Below are 18,692 nucleotides of genomic sequence, written 5' to 3'. Positions count from 1 at the left end.
TCGTTCCCGAAGCGTATGCGCGGGACCCGGCATGATCCAATCACGTGGTGACCGACGATCTGCTGATCTGCGGCGCGGGCCCGGCGGGCCGAGCCCTCGCCCACCGCGCCCTGGCGCACGGGCTGACGGTCACGGTGGTCGATCCGCACCCGCGGCGGCGCTGGGCGGCCACCTATGCGGCCTGGGCGGACGAGCTTCCCGAATGGATCGCGCCGGAGGCGATCGGGGCCGCGGTCGACCGCCCCGTCGCGTGGACGCATCGCCGGATCGAGCTGGATCGTCGGTATATCGTCTTCGATACCGCGGCACTGCAGGATTCGCTGGATCTCTCCGGCGCCCGGCTGATCCAGGACAGCGTGGTCGCGATCGATCGCGCTGCCCGCCGCCGCCACGACGGACCGGACCTCCCGTCGGCGCGCCTCGCCTCCGGCCAGGTGCTCCCCGCGGGGCGGGTCATCGACGCGCGCGGCGTGGCCCGCTCCCCCGCCCTGGCCGAGCAGACAGCCTTCGGGGTGATCGTCGACCGGGCACGCTGGCCCGAAGCGGATACCTACTTCATGGACTGGCGCGACGACAACGGCGCGGAACCGGACGCGCCCCGGTCGTTTCTGTATGCCGTACCACTGAATGAGGAACGCGTTCTTCTGGAGGAGACCTGCCTGGCCGGACTCCCCGCGCTCGACCAACGCACCCTGCACGAGCGCCTCACTCACCGATTGCACTCCCGCGGAATATCTCTCACCGGCGCCGAGCCCACCGAACGCGTCCGCTTCCCGGTTCACGGCGGCCGTCTCAGCACCGCCGTCTTCGGCGCAGCGGGAGCCTTCATGCACCCCGCAACGGGCTACAGCGTCGCCACATCACTGCGACTGGCCGATACGACCGTCGCGGACGATCCCGTGTGGCCCGCTTCGGCGCGAACCGTACATGTGTTGCGTCAGGCGGGATTACGTGCCTTGCTCGCACTACCGCCCGCCGACCTCCCCCTGTTCTTCGATGCCTTCTTCGCCCTGCCGTCCTCCGCGCAGCGCGCCTACCTGTCCGGCCGCGACGACCTATCCGGCACCGCCGCCGCCATGACGTCTCTGTTCAGGGCGCTCCCGTGGCCGCTGCGCCGCAGACTCGCGGCCGCGGTGGTGACTCCCCTACCCCGCCGCACACCCGGCCGGTCCACCACCCCACCCGCGCCCGCCCCTGATCCACGGTCACGCACCACGTGATCGTGAATTCCGGCCTGGGCGTTCGTAGGTGATCGACCCGAATTCTCCGGATTCGGCGGCACGGAAGGGTGACCGATGGTGTGCTGATAGGGTCGCAATCCCGAATCAGGGGAGGTTCCAACGATGTTCGACCTTCCGCTATCCAGCCACAGCGCGCTGCCGAGGATGACTGTTTCCGACGCGCTCGCCGCGCAGCAGGCCCATGCCGAGTGCCCGATCACGATCTGTCCGATCAAGTTGCAGGCCAGGACATTTCTGGTCGGCAAGCAACGACGCCGCCGGAAGGGGGTGCGAGGTGGACGATCAGAGTGACATGGAGATTCGAGCGTTACGGGATGTGATCGACGCGGTCGAGGATCGGCTGCGGCGTTTCGAGGCGAGCGGCGGGGTCGTCCTCGCACCCCGGTCCGAGGTGTACGCCACGGTCATCTACGCGGTGATCGCCAGTGCGCGCGCCTCCGGCCACTATGGTGCGGGCAGTCTGGTGCAAGCGCCGCTACTGGACGAGATCCTCATGGGAGCCGAGGCCGAGCCGTGGGCGACAGCGATGTACGCCATGGTCATCGACCGGGCGTTGACGCGGTGAAGCGCGCGAGCCGCCGACCCGATCCGCCGGCTCGCAGTGCCTCTGCGGCATCCAGATGACGGACCCGGTCAGCACCGCCCTCACTCGATCCAGCTCCAATCATGGTCGGGGTCCTGGTATTCCAACCCGATCCAGCCGTCGTATCCAGCGGCGTCGAGGGCGGCGAAGAGGGCCTCGAAATCGAGTGTGCCGGTACCGGGACGACCGCGCCCGGGCGCATCGGCGATCTGGACATGCCCGATCCGCGGGGTGTATTCGGCGATGACACCGAACAGGTCCGCACCCATGCGGGCGAGATGGTAGAGGTCGCAGAGGAAGCGGAGGTTGGGTTCGCCGACCTCGTCGATGACCCGCACCGCGTGTGCGGCCGAGACGATCGGATAGTCCGGCGACTCGATGGAATTCAGCGCTTCGAGCACCACCTGCGCGTCGATCCGCGCGGCGGCGCGAGCCGCCCGCCGCAGGTTCTCGAGCGCCAGCTCGTCCTGGGCGGCCGGATCCGCCCCGGCGACCCGATTGCCGTACAGGGCATTCAACGACCGGCACCCCAGTCGTTCGGCAATCCCCACGGTGACGTCGATATTGTCCCGGAACTCGGCCTCCCGCCCGGGTATGGACACCAGCCCGCGCCCAGCGGGAACCAGATCGATGAAGTTCAATCCGATGAGCCGCACTCCGGCATCGCGGACCGCGGAGACGAACGCGTCGACCTCCTTGTCACCCGGCACCGGATTCTCGCCGAAGGGCCACCAGAACTCGACCGCCTCGAACCCGGCCGCCTTCGCCGCCGCCGGACGTTGCAGCAGCGGCAGATCGGTGAACAGGATCGAGCAGTGCACATCGAATTTCCGCGGCGTCCCAGCGGCGGTGTACTTCATCGGGTCGTTTCCTCCTCGAGGGGGTTGCCGAACTGCCGAGATCGGTGATGCCGATCAGCTGCGGGGTAGGAAATGATCGGCCGCCCAACAGTAGGGACAGCACCGCGAGCAGAGTGGGGCGGCGCCGGTGCGGTTACCGTCCGAGACAGTGAGAGTGTGTCACACGCTGAAGGATCAGGGTCTACGCGCTGCCTGCCTCGATCACACCCGGTTCCAACTTTGACGGCTCAGCCTGGCTTTCCGAATCGGTTCTTCTGCTTCATGATTCGCTTGCGCGCGGAGACGCCCGCCTGGCCGACCGCATCATGCGGCACGGTCTTCAGTTCGTCGTCCTCGACTACGGTGTTGCCGCCCACGAGCAGGCGCGCCAGCGGCGGCTGCGGGCCGAACACCAGCGAGCACACCGGGTCCTCGATGGCGGCGCGGAAGCCGTCCACCTTCCAGACCGCGATATCGGCGAGCTTGCCGACCTCGAGGGAGCCGATCTCGCTCTGGCGACCCAGGTTCCGGGCGCCGCCCAGGGTGCCCACTTCGAGGGCCTGACGCGCGGTCATGGCCCGGGGGCCGTGCACGGCGCGCTGGAACAGCATGGCCTGCCGCATTTCCCCTGCCATGGAAGTGAGCTCGGAGGAGGCCGCGCCGTCGACACCGAGTCCGACGGGCACGCCGGCAGCCAGCAGGTCCATCACTCGCGCGATGCCCGCGCCCAGGCGGGCATTCGACGTCGGGCAGTGCGCGGAACCGACACCGGTCTTCGCGAAGGCCGCGATGTCCTTGTCGTGCAGGTGCACCGCGTGCGCGAACCAGACGTCCTCGCCGAGCCAGCCCAGCTTCTCCATGTATTCGACCGGGGTGCAACCCATCTGCTCCATGCAGAGTTCTTCCTCGTCGAGGGTCTCGGCGAGGTGGGTGTGCAGGCGCAGACCGTGCCGGCGGGCCAGAGCGGCGGAATCGACCATCAGGCCCTCGGACACCGAGAACGGCGAGCAGGGGGCGACGGCCACCCGCAGCATCGAGTCGAACGACGGGTCGTGATACTTGCGGATGATCTCCTCGGTGTCGAGGAGGATCTCGTCGCGGTTCTCGACCACCTCGTCCGGCGGCAGCCCGCCGTGCGACTGACCGCGGTCCATGGACCCGCGGCACGGGTGGAAGCGGATGCCCAGCTCGCGAGCGGCGCGCACCTCGGCCTCGAACAGGTCGCCACGGCCCTTGGGGAATATGTAGTGGTGATCGGTGGAGGTGGTGGCGCCGGTCAGCGCGAGCCACCCCAGACCGGCCGAGGCCGCGCCGTGGACGATCTCGGCATCCATGGTGGCCCACAGGCGGTACAGGCCGGTCAGCCACTCGAACAGCGTGGCGTCCTGGAACAGGCCCTGGGTGGCCCACTGGTAGAGGTGGTGGTGGGTGTTCACCAGACCCGGGGTCACCAGACAACCGGCGCCGGAGAGGCGTTCGGCACCCACCACCGTCGGCGCGGGTCCCGCGCCGACGGCTTCGATCCGGCCGTCGTCACCGACGATCAGATAGCCATTGGGGATCTCCGCGCCGACAACCGGTGCGATATAAGCGTTTTCGATGACGAGCTTGCGCCCACCCGTCGCCCCACCGCCGTCCCCGACGGAATCGCTTCGCGATGCGGTGCTCATGTGGCGGCCCTCCGCTCTGCCGCCGAACGCACGGCATCCAGATCTTCTCGTAACCCAAGGTCGCCGCGGTCGCGGATTCGCGGCGAATCCACGGTGCGCGCCGCCCGCCGCGACGCATTGCGGGTCAGCAGGTGCGCCTCGGCTTCTTCCCGGGGCCGCGAACCCAGCCGTTCCAGGCGACTCGACATCCGACCTCCATCGGTGCATGGGCGTGTCACCCACTTAACCCGGCGGGTGGTCAGGTTCGAAAGGACGAGACCTCCGAAGCTGGGGTCTGCTTCACAGGGGCGCGTTCGTAGCTAGATCCAAGTTCGGTAATCGTCCGGTCACTGACTGTTAGCCTCGGGCATCATGCGGTTGCGTTCCCTGCTGACCATGCACGATCTGGGCCTGCGACTCGTCACCGGAGAGGACGAGTTGGACCGCTTCGTACGCTGGGTGGTAACCACCGACATGCTCGATCCCGGCCGGTACCTGTCCGGCGGTGAATTCGTCCTCACCGGCCTGCAATGGCGGCATTCACCCGAGGACAGCGAGATCTTCGTGAGCGCACTCGCCCGCGCCCGGGTGGCGGCGATCGCGGCCGGTGACGCGCTGTACGGCGAACCGCCCGAGGATCTCATCGCGGCGTGTGAGAAGCATCGAATCCCGCTGTTCCGGGTCGAGGAACGGATCGCCTTCGCCACGGTGACCGAGCAGATCAACCGGAAGCTGTCGTCGGGCCGAGCCGCGGATTTGAGCGCGATTCTGGACCGACATCGGCAGCTGGTCTCGGGCGGGGGCCTGGATTCGGTGCTCGACCTCGTGCATCGCACGCTCGGCACGCGGTGCTGGGTGGTGTCCTCACTCGGGCGGGTGGTGGCCGGGTCCACGCGAGACCTGCCCGCACAGGCGCGGTCGGCATTCCTGGGCGCACGGCGGCTGCCGCATGTGCTTTCCCATGATCAGGTCCGGTACTCGCTGTTCGCGGTGGACGCGGACGGGACCTCGCGCATCGCGGACTGGTTCCTGGCGTTCGAGGGCGATTACGGGGACTGGCCCGAGGCCCGGCGGGCGCTGATCGGGCAACTGGCGGCGGTCGTGTCGCTGGAACGCGCGCGGCGCGACGATCGGCACAGCGCCGAGGGGCGGCTCGCGCAGGAGCTGATCGAGCTGATCATGTCCGATGCCAAGCCCGCCGACATCATCTCCCGGCTGGAACTGACCGGTCTCGGGCTGTCCGACCGGTACCTCGCGGTCGCCGCCACCGCGGATTCGGGGGGCGTGCGGCCGGGCGAGCTGCGCGCGGTGCTGCGCGAAATCCTTCACGGCCGAAGCCCGGCCATCGGCGTGGTGGACGGTGAGGTCATCCTGCTGGTCGCGCTCGGCGACGACCAGGCTCTGGACGACCACATCCACCGGGCCATCGAAGCCCTCGAACCCGGCCTGCGATCGAGCCGGCTGTCGGTCGGCATCAGCGGCGCGGTCGACGGCGAGGGCCTGCGTGGCGCGGTCGAGGAGGCCCGCTACGCCCGCCGCATGGCCGCCGAACGCCGGCAGCCCACCAGCGTCGTCCGCCACGACGAACTCGCCACCCACGTGCTGCTCCTCGCCAGCGTGCCCGACGAGGTCCGCCGCATGTTCCGGGTGCGGCTGCTGGACCCGCTACGCGTCTACGACCGGGACAATCGCGCCGACCTGGTGCACACCCTGGAAACGTTCCTGGAGGTGTCCGGATCGTGGACCAAGTGCGCGGATCTGCTGCACCTGCACGTGAATACGCTGCGTTACCGCATCCAGCGCATCGAGGAACTCACCGACCGCGATCTGTCGCGCCTCGCGGACAGGGTCGACTTCTTCCTCGCCTTGGCCCTGCGGTGACCGCTGTCCCAGATCAGCGTGCGGCCCCTGTCCACCCGAGTTGCTCGCGGTAACGGCCGATGTGGCAGTCCTCCTCAGCCTGCCGCCGATGCCGGGCGGATCGCTTTCACCGAGTGGATCAGGGCGATGCGGTGGCGGCTGAATCTTCCATGTCATGGAGAGCCGCTTGATACTCATGGCGAATCGAGTGCTGGATCAGCGGCAGGCTTCGGTCATCCCGATCAGCCACTCCCGGACGGCGGCGCGCTGCTCGGGGGTGAAGCCGGCTTCCAGCTCGGCTTCGCGGCGGTCGACGGCGGCGCGGGCCCGGTCGTAGAGCGCGCGACCTGCGTCGGTGAGCTGGATCTGGTGCGTGCGACGGTCGGTGGGGTGCGGGTGGCGTTCGATCAGGCCCGCCTTTTCGAGCCCGGCCAGCATCTCATTGGCGGCCTGCCGGGTGCTGCCGACATCGCGGGCGATGTCGGCGACGGACTTGCCCGGCTGCTTCCGGGTCATCATGAGGGTCGCGTATTGCGAGGTGGTGAGCCCGAAATCCTTGAGGACCTCGCCGATCGCGGCGCGCATGCTCAGCCACACCGTGCGGACCAGGAAGGTCAGCGATCCGCCCTGCGATCCGGAACAGCTCACCGCGGCAACCCTTTCGAGAGATTGACAGGTACCTGACAATCACGCAAACTTGCGATCGTCAGGTTCCTACCAATCTTATCGAAGGTATCCATGACCGTGCCCGCGACGCTGCCGAGATCCCAGCAGCGGCTCATCCTCGCCGTACTTCTGCTCTCCTCCCTGCTCATCTGGCTGGACAACACCATCCTCGCCACCGCGCTCGAGACCCTCGCCGATCCGGTGCGCGGGTTGGGCGCGAATCCGGCTCAGCTGCAATGGGCCTCGGGTTCCTACACGCTCGTCTTCGCCGCGCTCATGTTCACGGCCGGGGCGCTCGGCGACCGGTACGGGCATCGAACGGTGCTCGCCACCGGATTGACGATCTTCGCCCTCGCCTCGATATGGGCGGCCTATGCCGATGATCCCGCGCAGCTCATCGCCGCCCGTGCGGTCATGGGCGTGGGCAGCGCGCTGATCATGCCCGCCACCATGGCAACGGTGACCTGGACGTTCACCGGCCCGGCGCGCGCGTCCGCCATCGGGCTGTTCTCGACCTCCGCCGGTGTCGGGCTCGCCGCCGGACCGCTGCTGGCCGGGGTGCTGCTCGACCATTTCTGGTGGGGCTCGGTGTTTCTCGTGAACGTGCCCGTGGTCGTGATCGCACTGCTCGGCATCGCCACACTGGTGCCGAACTTCCGCAGCCCGGCGCCACGGCCGATGAATCTCACCGGACTGGCCTTATCGGTCAGCGGATTGGCCGCGCTCGCCTACGGTCTCATCCGGGCGGGCCAGGTCGCCTCATGGACGCCGGTGCAGGTGTGGGCCCCCATCGCCGCCGGACTCGCACTCCTGGCCATCTTCGTTATTACCGAATTGCGTTCCGCGCAGCCCAGTTTCGATCCGCGGCTGCTGGCCGACCGCATCTTCGGCGGCGGCAATGCGACCCTGGGCCTGGTGTTCCTCGCCATGACGGCAAGCGGCTTCTATGGCGCGTTCTATCTCCAAGGCGCACGTGGCTTCTCGCCCCTGGCCGCGGGACTCATCAACTCCCCCGCCGCGCTCGGCGTGATCGTCGGCGGCCCGCTGAGCATCCGCCTGGTCCGCCGCTTCTCGCTGCGCGGGGTCACCGCGACCGCCCTCACCATCGGCGCGCTCTGCATGGGCAGCATCGGCTTCTTCGGCCTGCGCACTCCGATCTTCTGGAACGTGCTGTTGTCGGCGGCACAGGGGTTCTCGGTCGGTATGGTCATCGGGTCGGTCACCAGCGCGCTGATGAGCACCCTCCCGCTCGACCGGGCGGGCGCGGGATCGGCTGTCATCAATACCGTTCGCCAGACCGGCAGCGTCTTGGGCATCGCCCTTGGCGGCACCATCATGGCCATCACCTATCGGACCGGAATCAAGGGCGCGGCGGCCTCTCTGCCCGACTCCGCGCGGGAGCCCGCCCAGGTCTCCGCGGAACAGGCCCGCCACGTCGCTTCCGCCGTCAACCGTCCCGACCTGGCCCATGCGGCCGACAACGCCTTCATCCACGCCATGCACGTGGGCGCGGTCTGGACCATGTTGTTCGCCGTCGCCGGGGCCGCGGTCCTGGCCGTTGCTCTGCGGCCACGTCCGGAGGCCGCGCCGGCAACCGACCCCGAACCACGTCTGACCGCTGCTGGTCAGCGTGTTTCGGACAACTGAACCGCCGCGCTCAGCGAGCTCCACGCCACGCGTCCTGCGCCACCCGCCGGCGGTGCAGGACGCTCCGGCCCCGAAGAGCCGGCACCAGCTTCGAGTACGGGTGCCGAGTCCACTGCGATGGTTTCCTGATCGACATGACCGCAGCTCGGCGGCCAGGGGCTCTCGTGGTCCAGGTTCCTCGCGGCCGGTCCCGCACCGGCAACTGCGGTGAGGACTGCGCGGCAGGCGCAATCCGGGGGCGCGGGCAATTCAGGGTTGTATGTAACCCTTGTTAGCACTTACCTTGGAGTGTGTCGCACCGCACAGGAGCGCCTCGGCCAACGACTCGTGGACGGCGCGGCGCACAGACGAGGAGGCAATGATGGCTCTGACGACGATGTCGGGCTCCGTTCCCGCGGCACAGGACTACGCGGACGTGCTGCACACCCTGTCGGAGGGATCGGTGCACCGCCGATTCGATCCGTATCTCGATATCGCCTGGGACTCACCCGAATTCGCGATCGATCCGAAGGATCCGCGCTGGGTGCTGCAACCGGAGATCGATCCACTCGGCGCGACGCAGTGGTACAAGAACCTGCCGCTGGAGCGGCAGATCGAGATCGGGCGCTGGCGGATCGCGAACGCCATCAAGGTCGGCGCGGCCTTCGAGAGCATCCTGATCCGCGGGATGATGCAGTACATCATGAAGCTGCCCAACGGGTCGCCGGAGTTCCGCTACTGCCTCCACGAGATGACCGAGGAGTGCAACCACATCCAGATGTTCCAAGAGCTGGTCAACCGGATCGGCGTGGACGTCCCCGGTATGCGGCCGATCTTCCGGGCGCTGTCGCCGTTCATCGGCGTCGCGGGCGGTTATGCGTGGGCAATTCTGTTCATCGGCATTCTCGGCGGCGAGGAACCGATCGACCACTATCAGAAGGCGGTCATCCGCAATGGCGCGAATCTGCCGCCCGCCGTGGTGCGCTGCATGGAGATCCATATCGCCGAGGAGGCGCGACACATCTCCTTTGCCAATGAGTTCCTGAAAGAGCATGTGCCGGGACTCAATCCGCTGTATCGCAATGTCTGCGGTATCGCCTTCCCGCTCGCCATGCGGTGGCTGGCCGGTGAGATCATGGCTCCCCCACCCGAATTCGCTCGGACCTTCGACATCCCGCGCGGGGTCATCAAAGAAGCGTTCTGGCACTCACCCACGTCCTCGAGAATCCTCTCCGGATACTTCGGTGACATGCGCACTCTCGCCGACGACCTGGGCCTGATGAATCCCGTCACCAAGCGACTGTGGAAGCTCCTGCGCATCGACGGCGACCAATCCCGCTACCGCAGCGAACCCGAGCGCCGAGCCGCCTGATCCTCGGGGTTACCCACCGGAATAGTCCGAAGTGCGATCGGAAAATGCGGTCCATTGGGAAGCAATTGCGCCACATGTAATCCCCCGACGTTGGGGCCGGTACCGCTTCCGCGGTGCCGACCCCAACAAGGGTGCGTTCGCGCAATCCGACCTCTGGTCGGCCGGACACACCAGCATACGAACCGCGCGGGTGCCGGTGAACCGCTCACTACTCGGGCGGAAGCCGGTGCTCACCGGTCGTCGGCTCGGCGACCAGCCTTCCCCACCCCCATCGCTGCGGGGCGAGAATCAACTGATCGACTCTTATCAGGCGGTCGGGGCCGTCCAACCGGTGGGGAGGTTGGCGAGACGGACACGCTGCGGGTGCTGACCGACCGGTACCGAGGTGATCTTGGCGCCGGTGGCGAAGTCGATCGCGGTGACCTGGTTGGCGCCGCTTTCAGAGATGATGCACGCCTTGCCGTCTCCGCTCACCGTCGCCCAGTAGGGCGCGGAGGCCGTCACCAGGGGACCTTGCTGCAGGGTCGTCCTGTCGACGATGGTGGCGTAATTGTCCATCGTTCCGGCGACGCACAGTTTGGCTCCGGTCGGATCCATCGACAGCCCGTGGTGGCGTGAGTCGTTGACGAAGGTGGTGCGGTCATCGCTGGTCGCGGGGTTCTTCGGCAATTCCTTCACACGCAGGATCTTGTCCGCGGCCACGTCGTATTCCAGGAAGCCGTTGAAGAAGGACACCTGGAAGTAGATCCTGGACTCGTCGGGGCTGAACGCCAGCGGGCGTACCGCATTCGACAGATCCGTTCGCCCGAAGGCGTCGAGTCGCTTTCGCATGTCGATCGTCTTGATCTGCTGGAACGTATTCGCGTCGACGATGGTGATATGCCGGTCGCCCTTCGTGAAGTCCTCCCAAGGTGCGTCGAGGTTGGTTTCGACGTTGCCGATCGAAACATTCCAGATCTTGCCGTCCTCGGTGAAGACGTTCTCGTGCGGCTTATCGCCAGTCGCGAAGTGGCCCAACTCCTTTCCGGTCCGGATGTCGAGTACGTGCACCACATTGCCGAGCGATGCGGACACCGCGACCCGGGTTCCGTCACGCGAGACCGCCATGTGGTCGGCGCGGTAGCCCGATACCTCGAAGCGCCACTTGACCTTTCCGGTGGCGGTGTCGATGGACGCCACGTCGCCGAAGCTCGGCCGCGACACGACGATGGATGCCCCGTCGGGGGTCGTGTACATGTCGTCGACATACTGGTCGTGGCCTTGGCCCACTGTCTCCCGGATCCCGACGAAGACTGCGAGATGGGCCGGATTGAGACTGATCTCGAGGAGTCGGTCGTCCTTGTCGGGGATGAGGTTGATCCGGCCGACTTTCGCGAAGTCCCCGCTGGAGTGGATGACGTCCGCGGTGCCGTCCCAGTTGTTGCCCACCAGCATCACCTGCTGCAGCGAGGTGTCGGCGATGGCGGTTCCGGCCTGATGGGCGAGCGCTCCGGTCAGTACGACCACTGCCCCTGCTGCTGCGATGCTGCGCCACAATCGTCCGCGGCGCTGGGCAAATTTCGAGATGCGCATAGAAAACTTCTCCATAGGTACTGCTGATCGGAGGCACGGAGGGTTCCGCGCCCCGCAGGCACCGTCGCTTCCGCGAACGGGCTCGGTGAACTGGTCGGCCTGACCGATCGGGCGTCAACACAGGAGCCTTGTGAGCAGGTGCGCCGCAAGTCTGAATATTCGTGTATTCAGACTTGCGGCGGAAGTGTATCGGCGGATAGGCGCCCAGCGGCGGAGAACGACGATCACCGCACCCGCCGATACACGGAACCGCAGGCGAGGGCATGTCCAGGGGGCTGAATCCACGGCCGGCATCGACAGCACTCACTTCGCGGACGACGGCCTGATTCACCTGCCGAAAATCCGGCCCATGCCGAGCGATTCGGTCGCGGAGCCGTCGATACCCCTGGGGCGGAACCGATTTCGCAGGCGACGGTCGGGGGTAGCGCTCAGCGAGGGTGCGCAACCGTTCGGCCGCGCGCCCGTCATCATCAACCTCATCGTCGGCCCGCTGACGCCTCCGCTCCTCGACCTCATCGGTCATCCCAACGGAACGCTGCTGAATACCCCCGGCCTTGGATCAGCCACCCGCCGGGTCTGTTCCGGACTCCCGGCGGATGGTCGCCGACCGATCCCACGGGTGAACACACCCGTCAGTAGAGTCGCGGCCATGGCCGCTGCCGCCCGCGGTGCGCCACACCCGTCCGCGATGACGAGTGCTCGGTGAGACGCGCATAGAATTCCTCCAGGAATTACTGCGGCTGTGGAGCGCGAGTCAGGAGCCGCGCCCCACAACGCCGTGACCGCCCCGGACAGGGGGCAGCCACGGAATCCGCAACGATGAGCATGGCCGGCCGGGCTAGCGCATGGAGTCTTGTGGGCGTTGCGATCCAAGTTTGAATATTCGGATATTCGAATTTGAGTGACTGCAGAGTAGTCAACGGGGTCGTGCACCACAAGCCCCTCGCGTGCAGATCGCGCGGCCGCGGAAAGGGCGGACGTGGCCAGGATCGCACCTGCGACAGGCCGTTACGGCGGCAGACCGGCCGCGGAGCGACAGGCCGCGCGACGCGTCCAGCTCCGCGAGGCGGGGCTGGAGATGTTCGGCGCGGGACCCGGATATCGCAACAGCCGCCTGGTGGATGTGTGCAAGCAAGCCGGGTTGTCCACCCGGCAGTTCTACGAGGAGTACAACACCCTCGAGGACCTGCTGGCGGACCTGCACCTGTATATCAACGACCTGGTCGAACAGCGTTTCGTCGATGAGATCGGACGGGTCGCGGATCTGCCGATCCGCGAACGCGTGTCCCGGATCGTGCACACCTACATCGACGCCGCCACCGCCGACCCGCGTCACACCCGCATCTTGTTCGTCGAAATCGTCGGTGTGAGCGAACGACTCAACCAGCAACGCCTCGAGCGGCGATCTCGCTGGATCGCGCTGTTGGTCGAGTTGTATGACGACGCGCTCCGCCGTGGCGACATTGCGCCATTCGATCCCCGGCTCGCCGCCGCTGCGTTCGTGGGCGCGGTCAACGGGCTGATGCACGACTGGGCGGTTGACTGGGTCGACGCCACCAGCGATCAGGTCGCCGACGAACTACAGAGCATGCTCACGGGAAGGCTGGAACTCGAACGCCCCGAGAGCAGACCGTGATCCGACCCGCGCGGCACGACCTCGGCTGCTACGGCCGCAATGCCGGTCAGCGCTCCTCCTGCCGCGATGTCTCCGGGCCAGATCGCGATACCGATATCCACCACAACCACCACTCACCTGGCGGAGGCGCGGGTCACGATCGCTCGCATTTCTCCACGTTGCCCATGCGTTACCTCCAGTTAGCTGAACGATTCAAGATCAACGGATTTCTATGATTCTTCTACGGATTCGCAGGCAGTTCCGTTGGGAATCGATGGTGGTGAGCGGGGCACATGAGGAACCCCAGCGCTTCTATCCACACAGACATCGCATGAGTGGGCCACAGGGAAGCCGTGGGATCCCTCGATACACATATCCCTATTTCGTGACCAAGTCGGGCCCCGGCCACCTGAAACCCCAGGTCGGCGGCGCGTTAACCGCTAGGAACCCGGGCGCCACGTACGATCGGAAAATGCGGTCCATTTGGAAGGGCTCCATCGCGTTCGGACTGGTGAATGTCCCCGTGAAGGTTTACACCGCCACGGAGGACCACGACATCAAGTTCCACCAGGTGCACGCCGCCGATGGCGGGCGCATTCGCTACGAGCGGGTGTGCACGGTGGACGGGCAGCCCGTGCAGTATTCCGATATCGACCGGGCGTATGAATCACCCGACGGAGATCAGGTGATTCTCACCGACGAGGACTTCGCCAAACTTCCGGCGGCGGAGAAGCACGAAATTCCAGTGCTGCAATTCGTGCCGTCGGAGCAGATCGATCCGATTCTGTTCGACAAGAGCTACTACCTGGAGCCCGACTCGACCGCGCCGAAAGCCTATGTGCTGCTGGCCGAGACCCTGGAACGGGTGGACCGGGTGGCGCTGGTGCATTTCACGCTGCGGCAGAAGACCCGCCTGGGCGCGCTGCGGGTGCGCGACGGGGTGCTGGTGCTGCAAACGCTGCTGTGGCCGGACGAGGTGCGGGCGGTGGCGTTCGAGAAGCTCGAGGGCGTCGCCGAGCCCAGGCCCCAGGAATTGCAGATGGCCGAGACGCTGGTCGACACGCTGTCCGACGATTTCGATCCCAGCCTGTACGTGGACGAATATCAGCTCGAATTGCAGAAAATGCTCGACGAGGCGATCGCCAGCGGTTCGAGCAAGGTCACCCGCGCGCCCGTGGCGGCCGCGCCGCACATGGATGCCGAGGTGGTCGACCTGGTCGCGGCGCTACAGCGCAGTCTGGAGGCGTCCGGAAAGAAGACGGGTGCGGCGAAGGCCACGCCCGCCAAGGCCACCAAGGCGGCCAAGGGCGCCGCCGAGAAGAAGCCCGCCAAGAAGGCCGCGAAGAAGGCACCGGCCAAGCAGACGCGCAAGGGCGCGTGAGAGCACGCCGCTCGCGCGGGCCCCTTTCTCGAGGTCCCCCGGCTTTTCAGCACCCACCTGGCAAACTATCGGACATGGATTCCGACATATCCATCCATCCGGATGTCGCCATCGTGCCCATGGGGCTCGGGCATCTGCGTCAGGTCATCGACCTCGGCTACCAGGTGTTCGACACCCAGACCAAGCCCTACACCTCGTGGTCGCTGACCTCGGTGGCCGAGCACCTCGACAGCGCCGGCCGGTCCTGCTGGGTCGCGGTGGATTCGGATCGGGTGGTCGGATTCGTCCTGGCCTCCATGGAATTCGAGCTGCGCGAGGACTGGGCGTATCTGGAGTGGATCGCGGTCGCGCCCGACATGCAGGGGCGCGGTGTCGCGGCCAATCTCATGACCGCCTGCTGCGATCTGCTGTTCCGGCACGGCGCGGCCCGCATCGTCACCGATGTGGAGAACCACAACACGGCCTCGGCGTCCATGATGCGCAAGAACGGCTTCACCGAGGGCACCACGGTGACGCTGTTCGTGCGGCCCAACCCCGATGAGAACGTAGCCGGGGACGACCATGTCATGCTCGGACCCGGCACCAAGCGCGATCTCATCCGGCGCGGGCGGATCACCGGGGAAGGACGGCACGGGCGGACCGCCCGCTAGTTGTCGGACCCCGCCGCTACTGTCGGCCTCATGACCGCCGTCGACGAGACCATGTCCGCCATCAACGACGCCGTAACCCTTGGCCGCCACGGTGATCCAGCGGCGGCGCGAGAACAGTTGACCACGCTGTGGGACACCATCGGCGCGAACGGCGACCCGCTGCACCGGGTCTCGCTGGCCCACTTCCTGGCCGACCTGCATGAGCACGCGGCCGATGCGCTCACCTGGGATATCCGCGCCCTCGACGCCGCGGAGGCGCTCACCGACGACCGCGCTCAGGCCCATCACGCGGGCCTGAGCGTGCGCGGCTTCTACCCGTCCCTGCACCTCAACCTCGCCGACAACTACCGACGCCTGGGCGCTTTCGACACCGCGCGCCGGCACCTGGACGCCGCTCGCGCCAGACTCGACGTCCTCGAGGAGGACGGCTATGGGCTGGGCGTGCGGGCCGGTATCGCCAATGTCGAAGCGGCACTGGCGGAATACTCCACCGAGCGACTACCCACGCACCCCTCCCCGTCATAACGGCAGCCCGCGCCGCGCTTCTCCTCGGCACCCATGTGGGCTCCCCTCCCCCAGCCCGAACGGCGCACCGCGAGCGGATTCACCCGTTGCCAGAGCACGCACTCCGGACACGCGATCCTGCCGGACCCGTGAGCGTTGCCGGGCTGGACCGGGCGATATACGCTGGCCGCGATCACCGCCCAACGAAGGGACTGCCGCGATGCCGGATCCGCGACCGAGCGTGGCTGCGCCGCAATCGGATCCCAGGGAGCACCGTGGCAGGCTGGGTGCAGCGGTCCTGCTGGCCGTCGTGACTGCCGTGAGCGGCCCTGTTGCCCTGGCCGGTGCGGACGCTCCCGAACCGGCTACCGACACACCGGCTTCCTGCTCTCCTGTCAATCTCGCCACCGTGCTGCCCACGCGGGCGCCCCTGGCCGACTGGTCGGAGAATCTGGGCTTCGACGCCGCCGGGAATGGCTGGGTCGCGCGTAACCTCCGCAATGTCGTCGAGCGCTACAACCGTGATGGTCGTGTGGTGGCCAGCGTGCCGGTATCCAGCCCGGGTGCGATCCGGCTCGGCCCGGACGGGTTGCTGTACGTGACGTTCGGCAACTCACCGGTCGCGGGTCTCGCCAGGCAGGGCGGAGTCCTCCGATTCGATCCCGCCGCGGCGGCTCCACAGCCCGAGATATTCGTGTCCGGGCTCGGCCAGGCCAACGGGGCCGCGTTCGACAGTGCCGGGAATCTCTATGTGGCCGACACTCTTTCGAACACCGTGGAGCGGATCCGCCCGGATGGGACCGTCGACGCGGGGTGGACGCAACGCGCACGAAACGCGCTGGCGGCGAATGGCTCCGGCGCCGACGGCATCGTCGCGGCCGGGGACGTTCTCTATGTGACGTTGCTGGAGAGCCCGACGGCCCGCATCGTCGCGCTGCCCATCGACGATCCGGCCCGGGCGAGTGTCGCCGTCGATCTGTCACCGGCTCCGCTCAGCGGGCCGCTGCTCCCCGATGATCTGGCGATCGGGCCGGGCGGCCTGCTCTACGTCGCCACCGGCAGCGGGCAACTCGTGCGCGCCGACCCGGCCGATCACACCAGCTGCACCCTGCTGTCGGGCCAGCCACTGACCTCGGTGGCTGTCAATCCCTCCGACGACCACACGCTCATTCTGGGCACCGAAGGCGGCGACGTGCTGAAAGCGCACCTCACCTGAGGTCAATTGTCCTGTGCGGCGCGGGCCCTGCCCTCCCGGAAGAACGCCAGCAGGCCTTCGACGGTCGCCACCTCGCCACGGGGTCGCATGGCGCCGAACGATGCGTTCCAGAATTCGCCCTCGCGGCGCGTCCACGGTCCGACATACGCGTAAGGCTGCGGATTATCCCAGTCCCCCGGGGAGACACCGTAATTCACGTCGTCGACGGCGACGGATAGGTCGAAATGCTCGGGCCACAGCACCGGCTGCTCCTCGGCGAAGCGGCGTAATGCGGTGTCCCCCACCGCGAACCAGTCGTGCACGGTGGTGGCGGCATCGTCGTCGAGGCTGAAGGGTTCGTCCGGATCCATGCGGGTGCCGTCGGAGTACAGACCCTCGGGCGGGGCGGCGGCCGCGAATCCGGCCGTCGAGGCGAGGTCACCGTAGGTGCCGTGCAGGCGGGTGCGGCCCCGCGGCCACACCAGATCGGTGCCCATCACCGACACCGGCCATGTGATGCCGGCGAAGCCGCCCAGCACGATGTGCATGCGGATACTGCCGAATCGGCGGTACTGCGGACCGGCGATCAACAGTTCGGCCGCCACGTGCAATGCGAACCGGGTGTCCTCGTAGGTGATGTCGTCCACCGGGAAATCATCTCCGTACGGTCGGCCGTGTTGCCGGAAAATGGACTCCGGCAAACAAAACGGCGCCACGCCGGATGAATCCGGTGTGGCGCCGTGGTGATTAGCGGATGGTCAGCTCGCGTTGTCGGTGCACGCCGACAGAATGACCTTGGCCTGGCGCGGCGAGGACGAACCCGTGTCCGGGAAGCCCGGAGCGCTCTTGCCCAGCACATCGATGGCGGCCGACTCGGCCTCCGACTTGGACGGGGCCCATGCCCAGCCGAAGCGGGTGTCGGCGCCCTGTGCGACCGCGCCGCAAGCATTGGCGAAGTGCACGACGACCGCGCAGTCACCACCGCCGCATTTGCTCACGGCCGCGCTGTCCGCGCCGTCCCAGCTGCCGTAGTTCACGGCATAGGCGACGTTTCCGGTGCTCTTGGACAGCGCGAGGGCGCCGTACAGGTCACCGGAGGTAGCGGTGAAGACCGGATCGTTGTCCGCCGCGGAGGCGGTTCCGGCGGCCACGGTGCCGATCGCGGCCATCGACGTAACGGCGAGGCCCACACCGGCCTTGCGCAGCAACGACATTCGATACTCCCCGGGGATGGAAGGTGATAACGGCCGTCATCATGCCAGACGCTCAGACCCGGCGCATGACCGAGACGACCTTACCCAGCACCTGAGCCTGGTCGCCGTCGATCACCGGGTAGGCCGGATTGCGCGGCTCCAGGTACACATGCCCGTTGGCGCGGCGGTAGACCTTGACCGTGGCCTCGCCGTCGATCATCGCGGCCACGATCTCGCCGGTGTGCGCCTCCTGCTGCTTGCGTACCACCACGATGTCGCCGTCGCAGATCGCGGCGTCGACCATGGAATCACCGCGAACGCGCAGGCCGAAGACGGTGCCGCGGCCGACCAGCTCACGGGGCAGGGACAGCACGTCGTCGGTGTGCTCCTCGGCGAGGATCGGTGTGCCGGCCGCGATGTCACCCACGACGGGCACCGACACGGAGTTCTCGTCCTGCCGCCGCTCCGGCCCGGACGACCGCAGGAACAGACGGACATCCATCGGCCGCGTGACGGACTCGCTGCGCGTGAGAAACCCGCGCTCCTCCAAATCGCGCAAATGCCGCGAAACAGATGAAGACGACTTCAATCCGACCGCATCGCCGATCTCGCGGGTACTCGGCGAATATCCGTGCCGCTGCACCCAATCCCGAATGGTGCACAGAATCCGCTGCTGCCGCTCCGGCAATGCGGAGGTGTCGAGATGCTCGAACCCGTCGAAGTCGTCATAGGTCACCGGAGGATCC

19 protein-coding genes are annotated in these 18,692 nt (G+C 67.2%); 11 read left to right on the top strand and 8 right to left on the bottom strand.

The features are described from left to right. The first annotated feature begins 44 nt into the window (after positions 1-44). From GLP40_RS20670 to GLP40_RS20665, 3 genes are all read left to right on the top strand, one after another. Positions 45-1,220, top strand: a complete 1,176-nt coding sequence (locus GLP40_RS20670; RefSeq protein WP_328290458.1) for a lycopene cyclase family protein — start codon at positions 45-47, stop codon at positions 1,218-1,220. Between the two features lie 123 nt (positions 1,221-1,343). After that, positions 1,344-1,532 carry a hypothetical protein gene (locus tag GLP40_RS33300; RefSeq protein WP_196054733.1) on the top strand — a complete coding sequence of 63 codons (189 nt, stop codon included), beginning with the start codon at positions 1,344-1,346 and terminating at the stop codon, positions 1,530-1,532. After that, positions 1,516-1,806: a hypothetical protein gene (locus GLP40_RS20665; RefSeq protein ID WP_154789590.1), complete on the top strand. Its 291-nt coding sequence runs from the start codon at positions 1,516-1,518 to the stop codon at positions 1,804-1,806. The genes GLP40_RS33300 and GLP40_RS20665 overlap by 17 nt, the downstream gene beginning before the upstream one ends. Before the next feature lie 80 nt (positions 1,807-1,886). Here the strand turns inward: GLP40_RS20665 and GLP40_RS20660 are convergent, their stop codons facing one another. The 3 genes from GLP40_RS20660 to GLP40_RS20650 form a co-directional block, all read right to left on the bottom strand. Then, positions 1,887-2,684, bottom strand: coding sequence for a hydroxypyruvate isomerase family protein (locus tag GLP40_RS20660; RefSeq protein ID WP_154789589.1), 798 nt, complete (start codon positions 2,682-2,684; stop codon positions 1,887-1,889). 227 nt (positions 2,685-2,911) lie between these two features. Next, on the bottom strand, positions 2,912-4,333 hold the full coding sequence (locus tag GLP40_RS20655; protein WP_154789588.1) for an 8-oxoguanine deaminase: 1,422 nt from the start codon (positions 4,331-4,333) through the stop codon (positions 2,912-2,914). Then, positions 4,330-4,521: a hypothetical protein gene (locus GLP40_RS20650; protein ID WP_154789587.1), complete on the bottom strand. Its 192-nt coding sequence runs from the start codon at positions 4,519-4,521 to the stop codon at positions 4,330-4,332. Before GLP40_RS20650 ends, GLP40_RS20655 begins: the two co-directional genes overlap by 4 nt. 163 nt (positions 4,522-4,684) lie before the next feature. Between GLP40_RS20650 and GLP40_RS20645 the strand changes: the two genes are divergently transcribed. Continuing rightward, positions 4,685-6,193: a PucR family transcriptional regulator gene (locus tag GLP40_RS20645; protein WP_154789586.1), complete on the top strand. Its 1,509-nt coding sequence runs from the start codon at positions 4,685-4,687 to the stop codon at positions 6,191-6,193. 195 nt (positions 6,194-6,388) lie between these two features. Here the strand turns inward: GLP40_RS20645 and GLP40_RS20640 are convergent, their stop codons facing one another. Then, on the bottom strand, positions 6,389-6,820 hold the full coding sequence (locus GLP40_RS20640; RefSeq protein WP_328290457.1) for a MarR family winged helix-turn-helix transcriptional regulator: 432 nt from the start codon (positions 6,818-6,820) through the stop codon (positions 6,389-6,391). 90 nt (positions 6,821-6,910) lie between these two features. On the opposite strand from GLP40_RS20640, the gene GLP40_RS20635 reads away from it, so the two are divergent. Together GLP40_RS20635 and GLP40_RS20630 are read left to right on the top strand one after the other, a co-directional pair. Further along, positions 6,911-8,485, top strand: a complete 1,575-nt coding sequence (locus tag GLP40_RS20635) for an MFS transporter (RefSeq protein ID WP_154789585.1) — start codon at positions 6,911-6,913, stop codon at positions 8,483-8,485. A gap of 361 nt (positions 8,486-8,846) precedes the next feature. Further along, entirely contained in the window at positions 8,847-9,836 is a 990-nt protein-coding gene (locus tag GLP40_RS20630; protein WP_154789584.1) for an AurF N-oxygenase family protein, read from the top strand. 306 nt (positions 9,837-10,142) lie between these two features. Here the strand turns inward: GLP40_RS20630 and GLP40_RS20625 are convergent, their stop codons facing one another. Further along, positions 10,143-11,342 (bottom strand): YncE family protein, encoded by a 1,200-nt coding sequence (locus GLP40_RS20625; protein ID WP_328290456.1) that lies wholly within the window; start codon positions 11,340-11,342, stop codon positions 10,143-10,145. Between the two features lie 1,045 nt (positions 11,343-12,387). On the opposite strand from GLP40_RS20625, the gene GLP40_RS20620 reads away from it, so the two are divergent. The 5 genes from GLP40_RS20620 (at position 12,388) to GLP40_RS20600 (ending at position 16,774) form a co-directional block, all read left to right on the top strand. Beyond that, positions 12,388-13,044 carry a TetR/AcrR family transcriptional regulator gene (locus tag GLP40_RS20620; RefSeq protein WP_328290455.1) on the top strand — a complete coding sequence of 219 codons (657 nt, stop codon included), beginning with the start codon at positions 12,388-12,390 and terminating at the stop codon, positions 13,042-13,044. A gap of 451 nt (positions 13,045-13,495) precedes the next feature. Beyond that, positions 13,496-14,404 carry a non-homologous end joining protein Ku gene (gene ku, locus GLP40_RS20615; protein WP_154789582.1) on the top strand — a complete coding sequence of 303 codons (909 nt, stop codon included), beginning with the start codon at positions 13,496-13,498 and terminating at the stop codon, positions 14,402-14,404. 74 nt (positions 14,405-14,478) lie between these two features. Then, positions 14,479-15,054 carry a GNAT family N-acetyltransferase gene (locus GLP40_RS20610; protein WP_154789581.1) on the top strand — a complete coding sequence of 192 codons (576 nt, stop codon included), beginning with the start codon at positions 14,479-14,481 and terminating at the stop codon, positions 15,052-15,054. 30 nt (positions 15,055-15,084) lie between these two features. Then, complete coding sequence (locus GLP40_RS20605) at positions 15,085-15,579, top strand: hypothetical protein (protein WP_154789580.1); 495 nt, start codon at positions 15,085-15,087, stop codon at positions 15,577-15,579. A 298-nt stretch (positions 15,580-15,877) separates the two neighbouring features. Further along, on the top strand, positions 15,878-16,774 hold the full coding sequence (locus tag GLP40_RS20600; protein WP_154789579.1) for an NHL repeat-containing protein: 897 nt from the start codon (positions 15,878-15,880) through the stop codon (positions 16,772-16,774). 2 nt (positions 16,775-16,776) lie between these two features. On the opposite strand, the gene GLP40_RS20595 is transcribed toward GLP40_RS20600, so the two are convergent. The 3 genes from GLP40_RS20595 to lexA all read right to left on the bottom strand — a co-directional run bounded on the left by GLP40_RS20595 (position 16,777) and on the right by lexA (position 18,682). Beyond that, positions 16,777-17,400, bottom strand: a complete 624-nt coding sequence (locus GLP40_RS20595) for a hypothetical protein (RefSeq protein WP_328290454.1) — start codon at positions 17,398-17,400, stop codon at positions 16,777-16,779. Positions 17,401-17,511: 111 nt separating this feature from the next. Next, positions 17,512-17,967, bottom strand: a complete 456-nt coding sequence (locus tag GLP40_RS20590) for a DUF4189 domain-containing protein (protein ID WP_154789577.1) — start codon at positions 17,965-17,967, stop codon at positions 17,512-17,514. Positions 17,968-18,019: 52 nt separating this feature from the next. After that, positions 18,020-18,682 (bottom strand): transcriptional repressor LexA, encoded by a 663-nt coding sequence (gene lexA, locus GLP40_RS20585; protein WP_328290453.1) that lies wholly within the window; start codon positions 18,680-18,682, stop codon positions 18,020-18,022. Positions 18,683-18,692: the final 10 nt, after the last annotated feature.

The organism is Nocardia aurantiaca (assembly GCF_009708175.1).
GTDB classification, from domain to species: Bacteria; Actinomycetota; Actinomycetes; order Mycobacteriales; family Mycobacteriaceae; genus Nocardia; species Nocardia aurantiaca.
The sequence above is the reverse complement of the archived record's forward strand: the minus strand, read 5'-3'. Positions and strand labels throughout refer to the sequence as shown.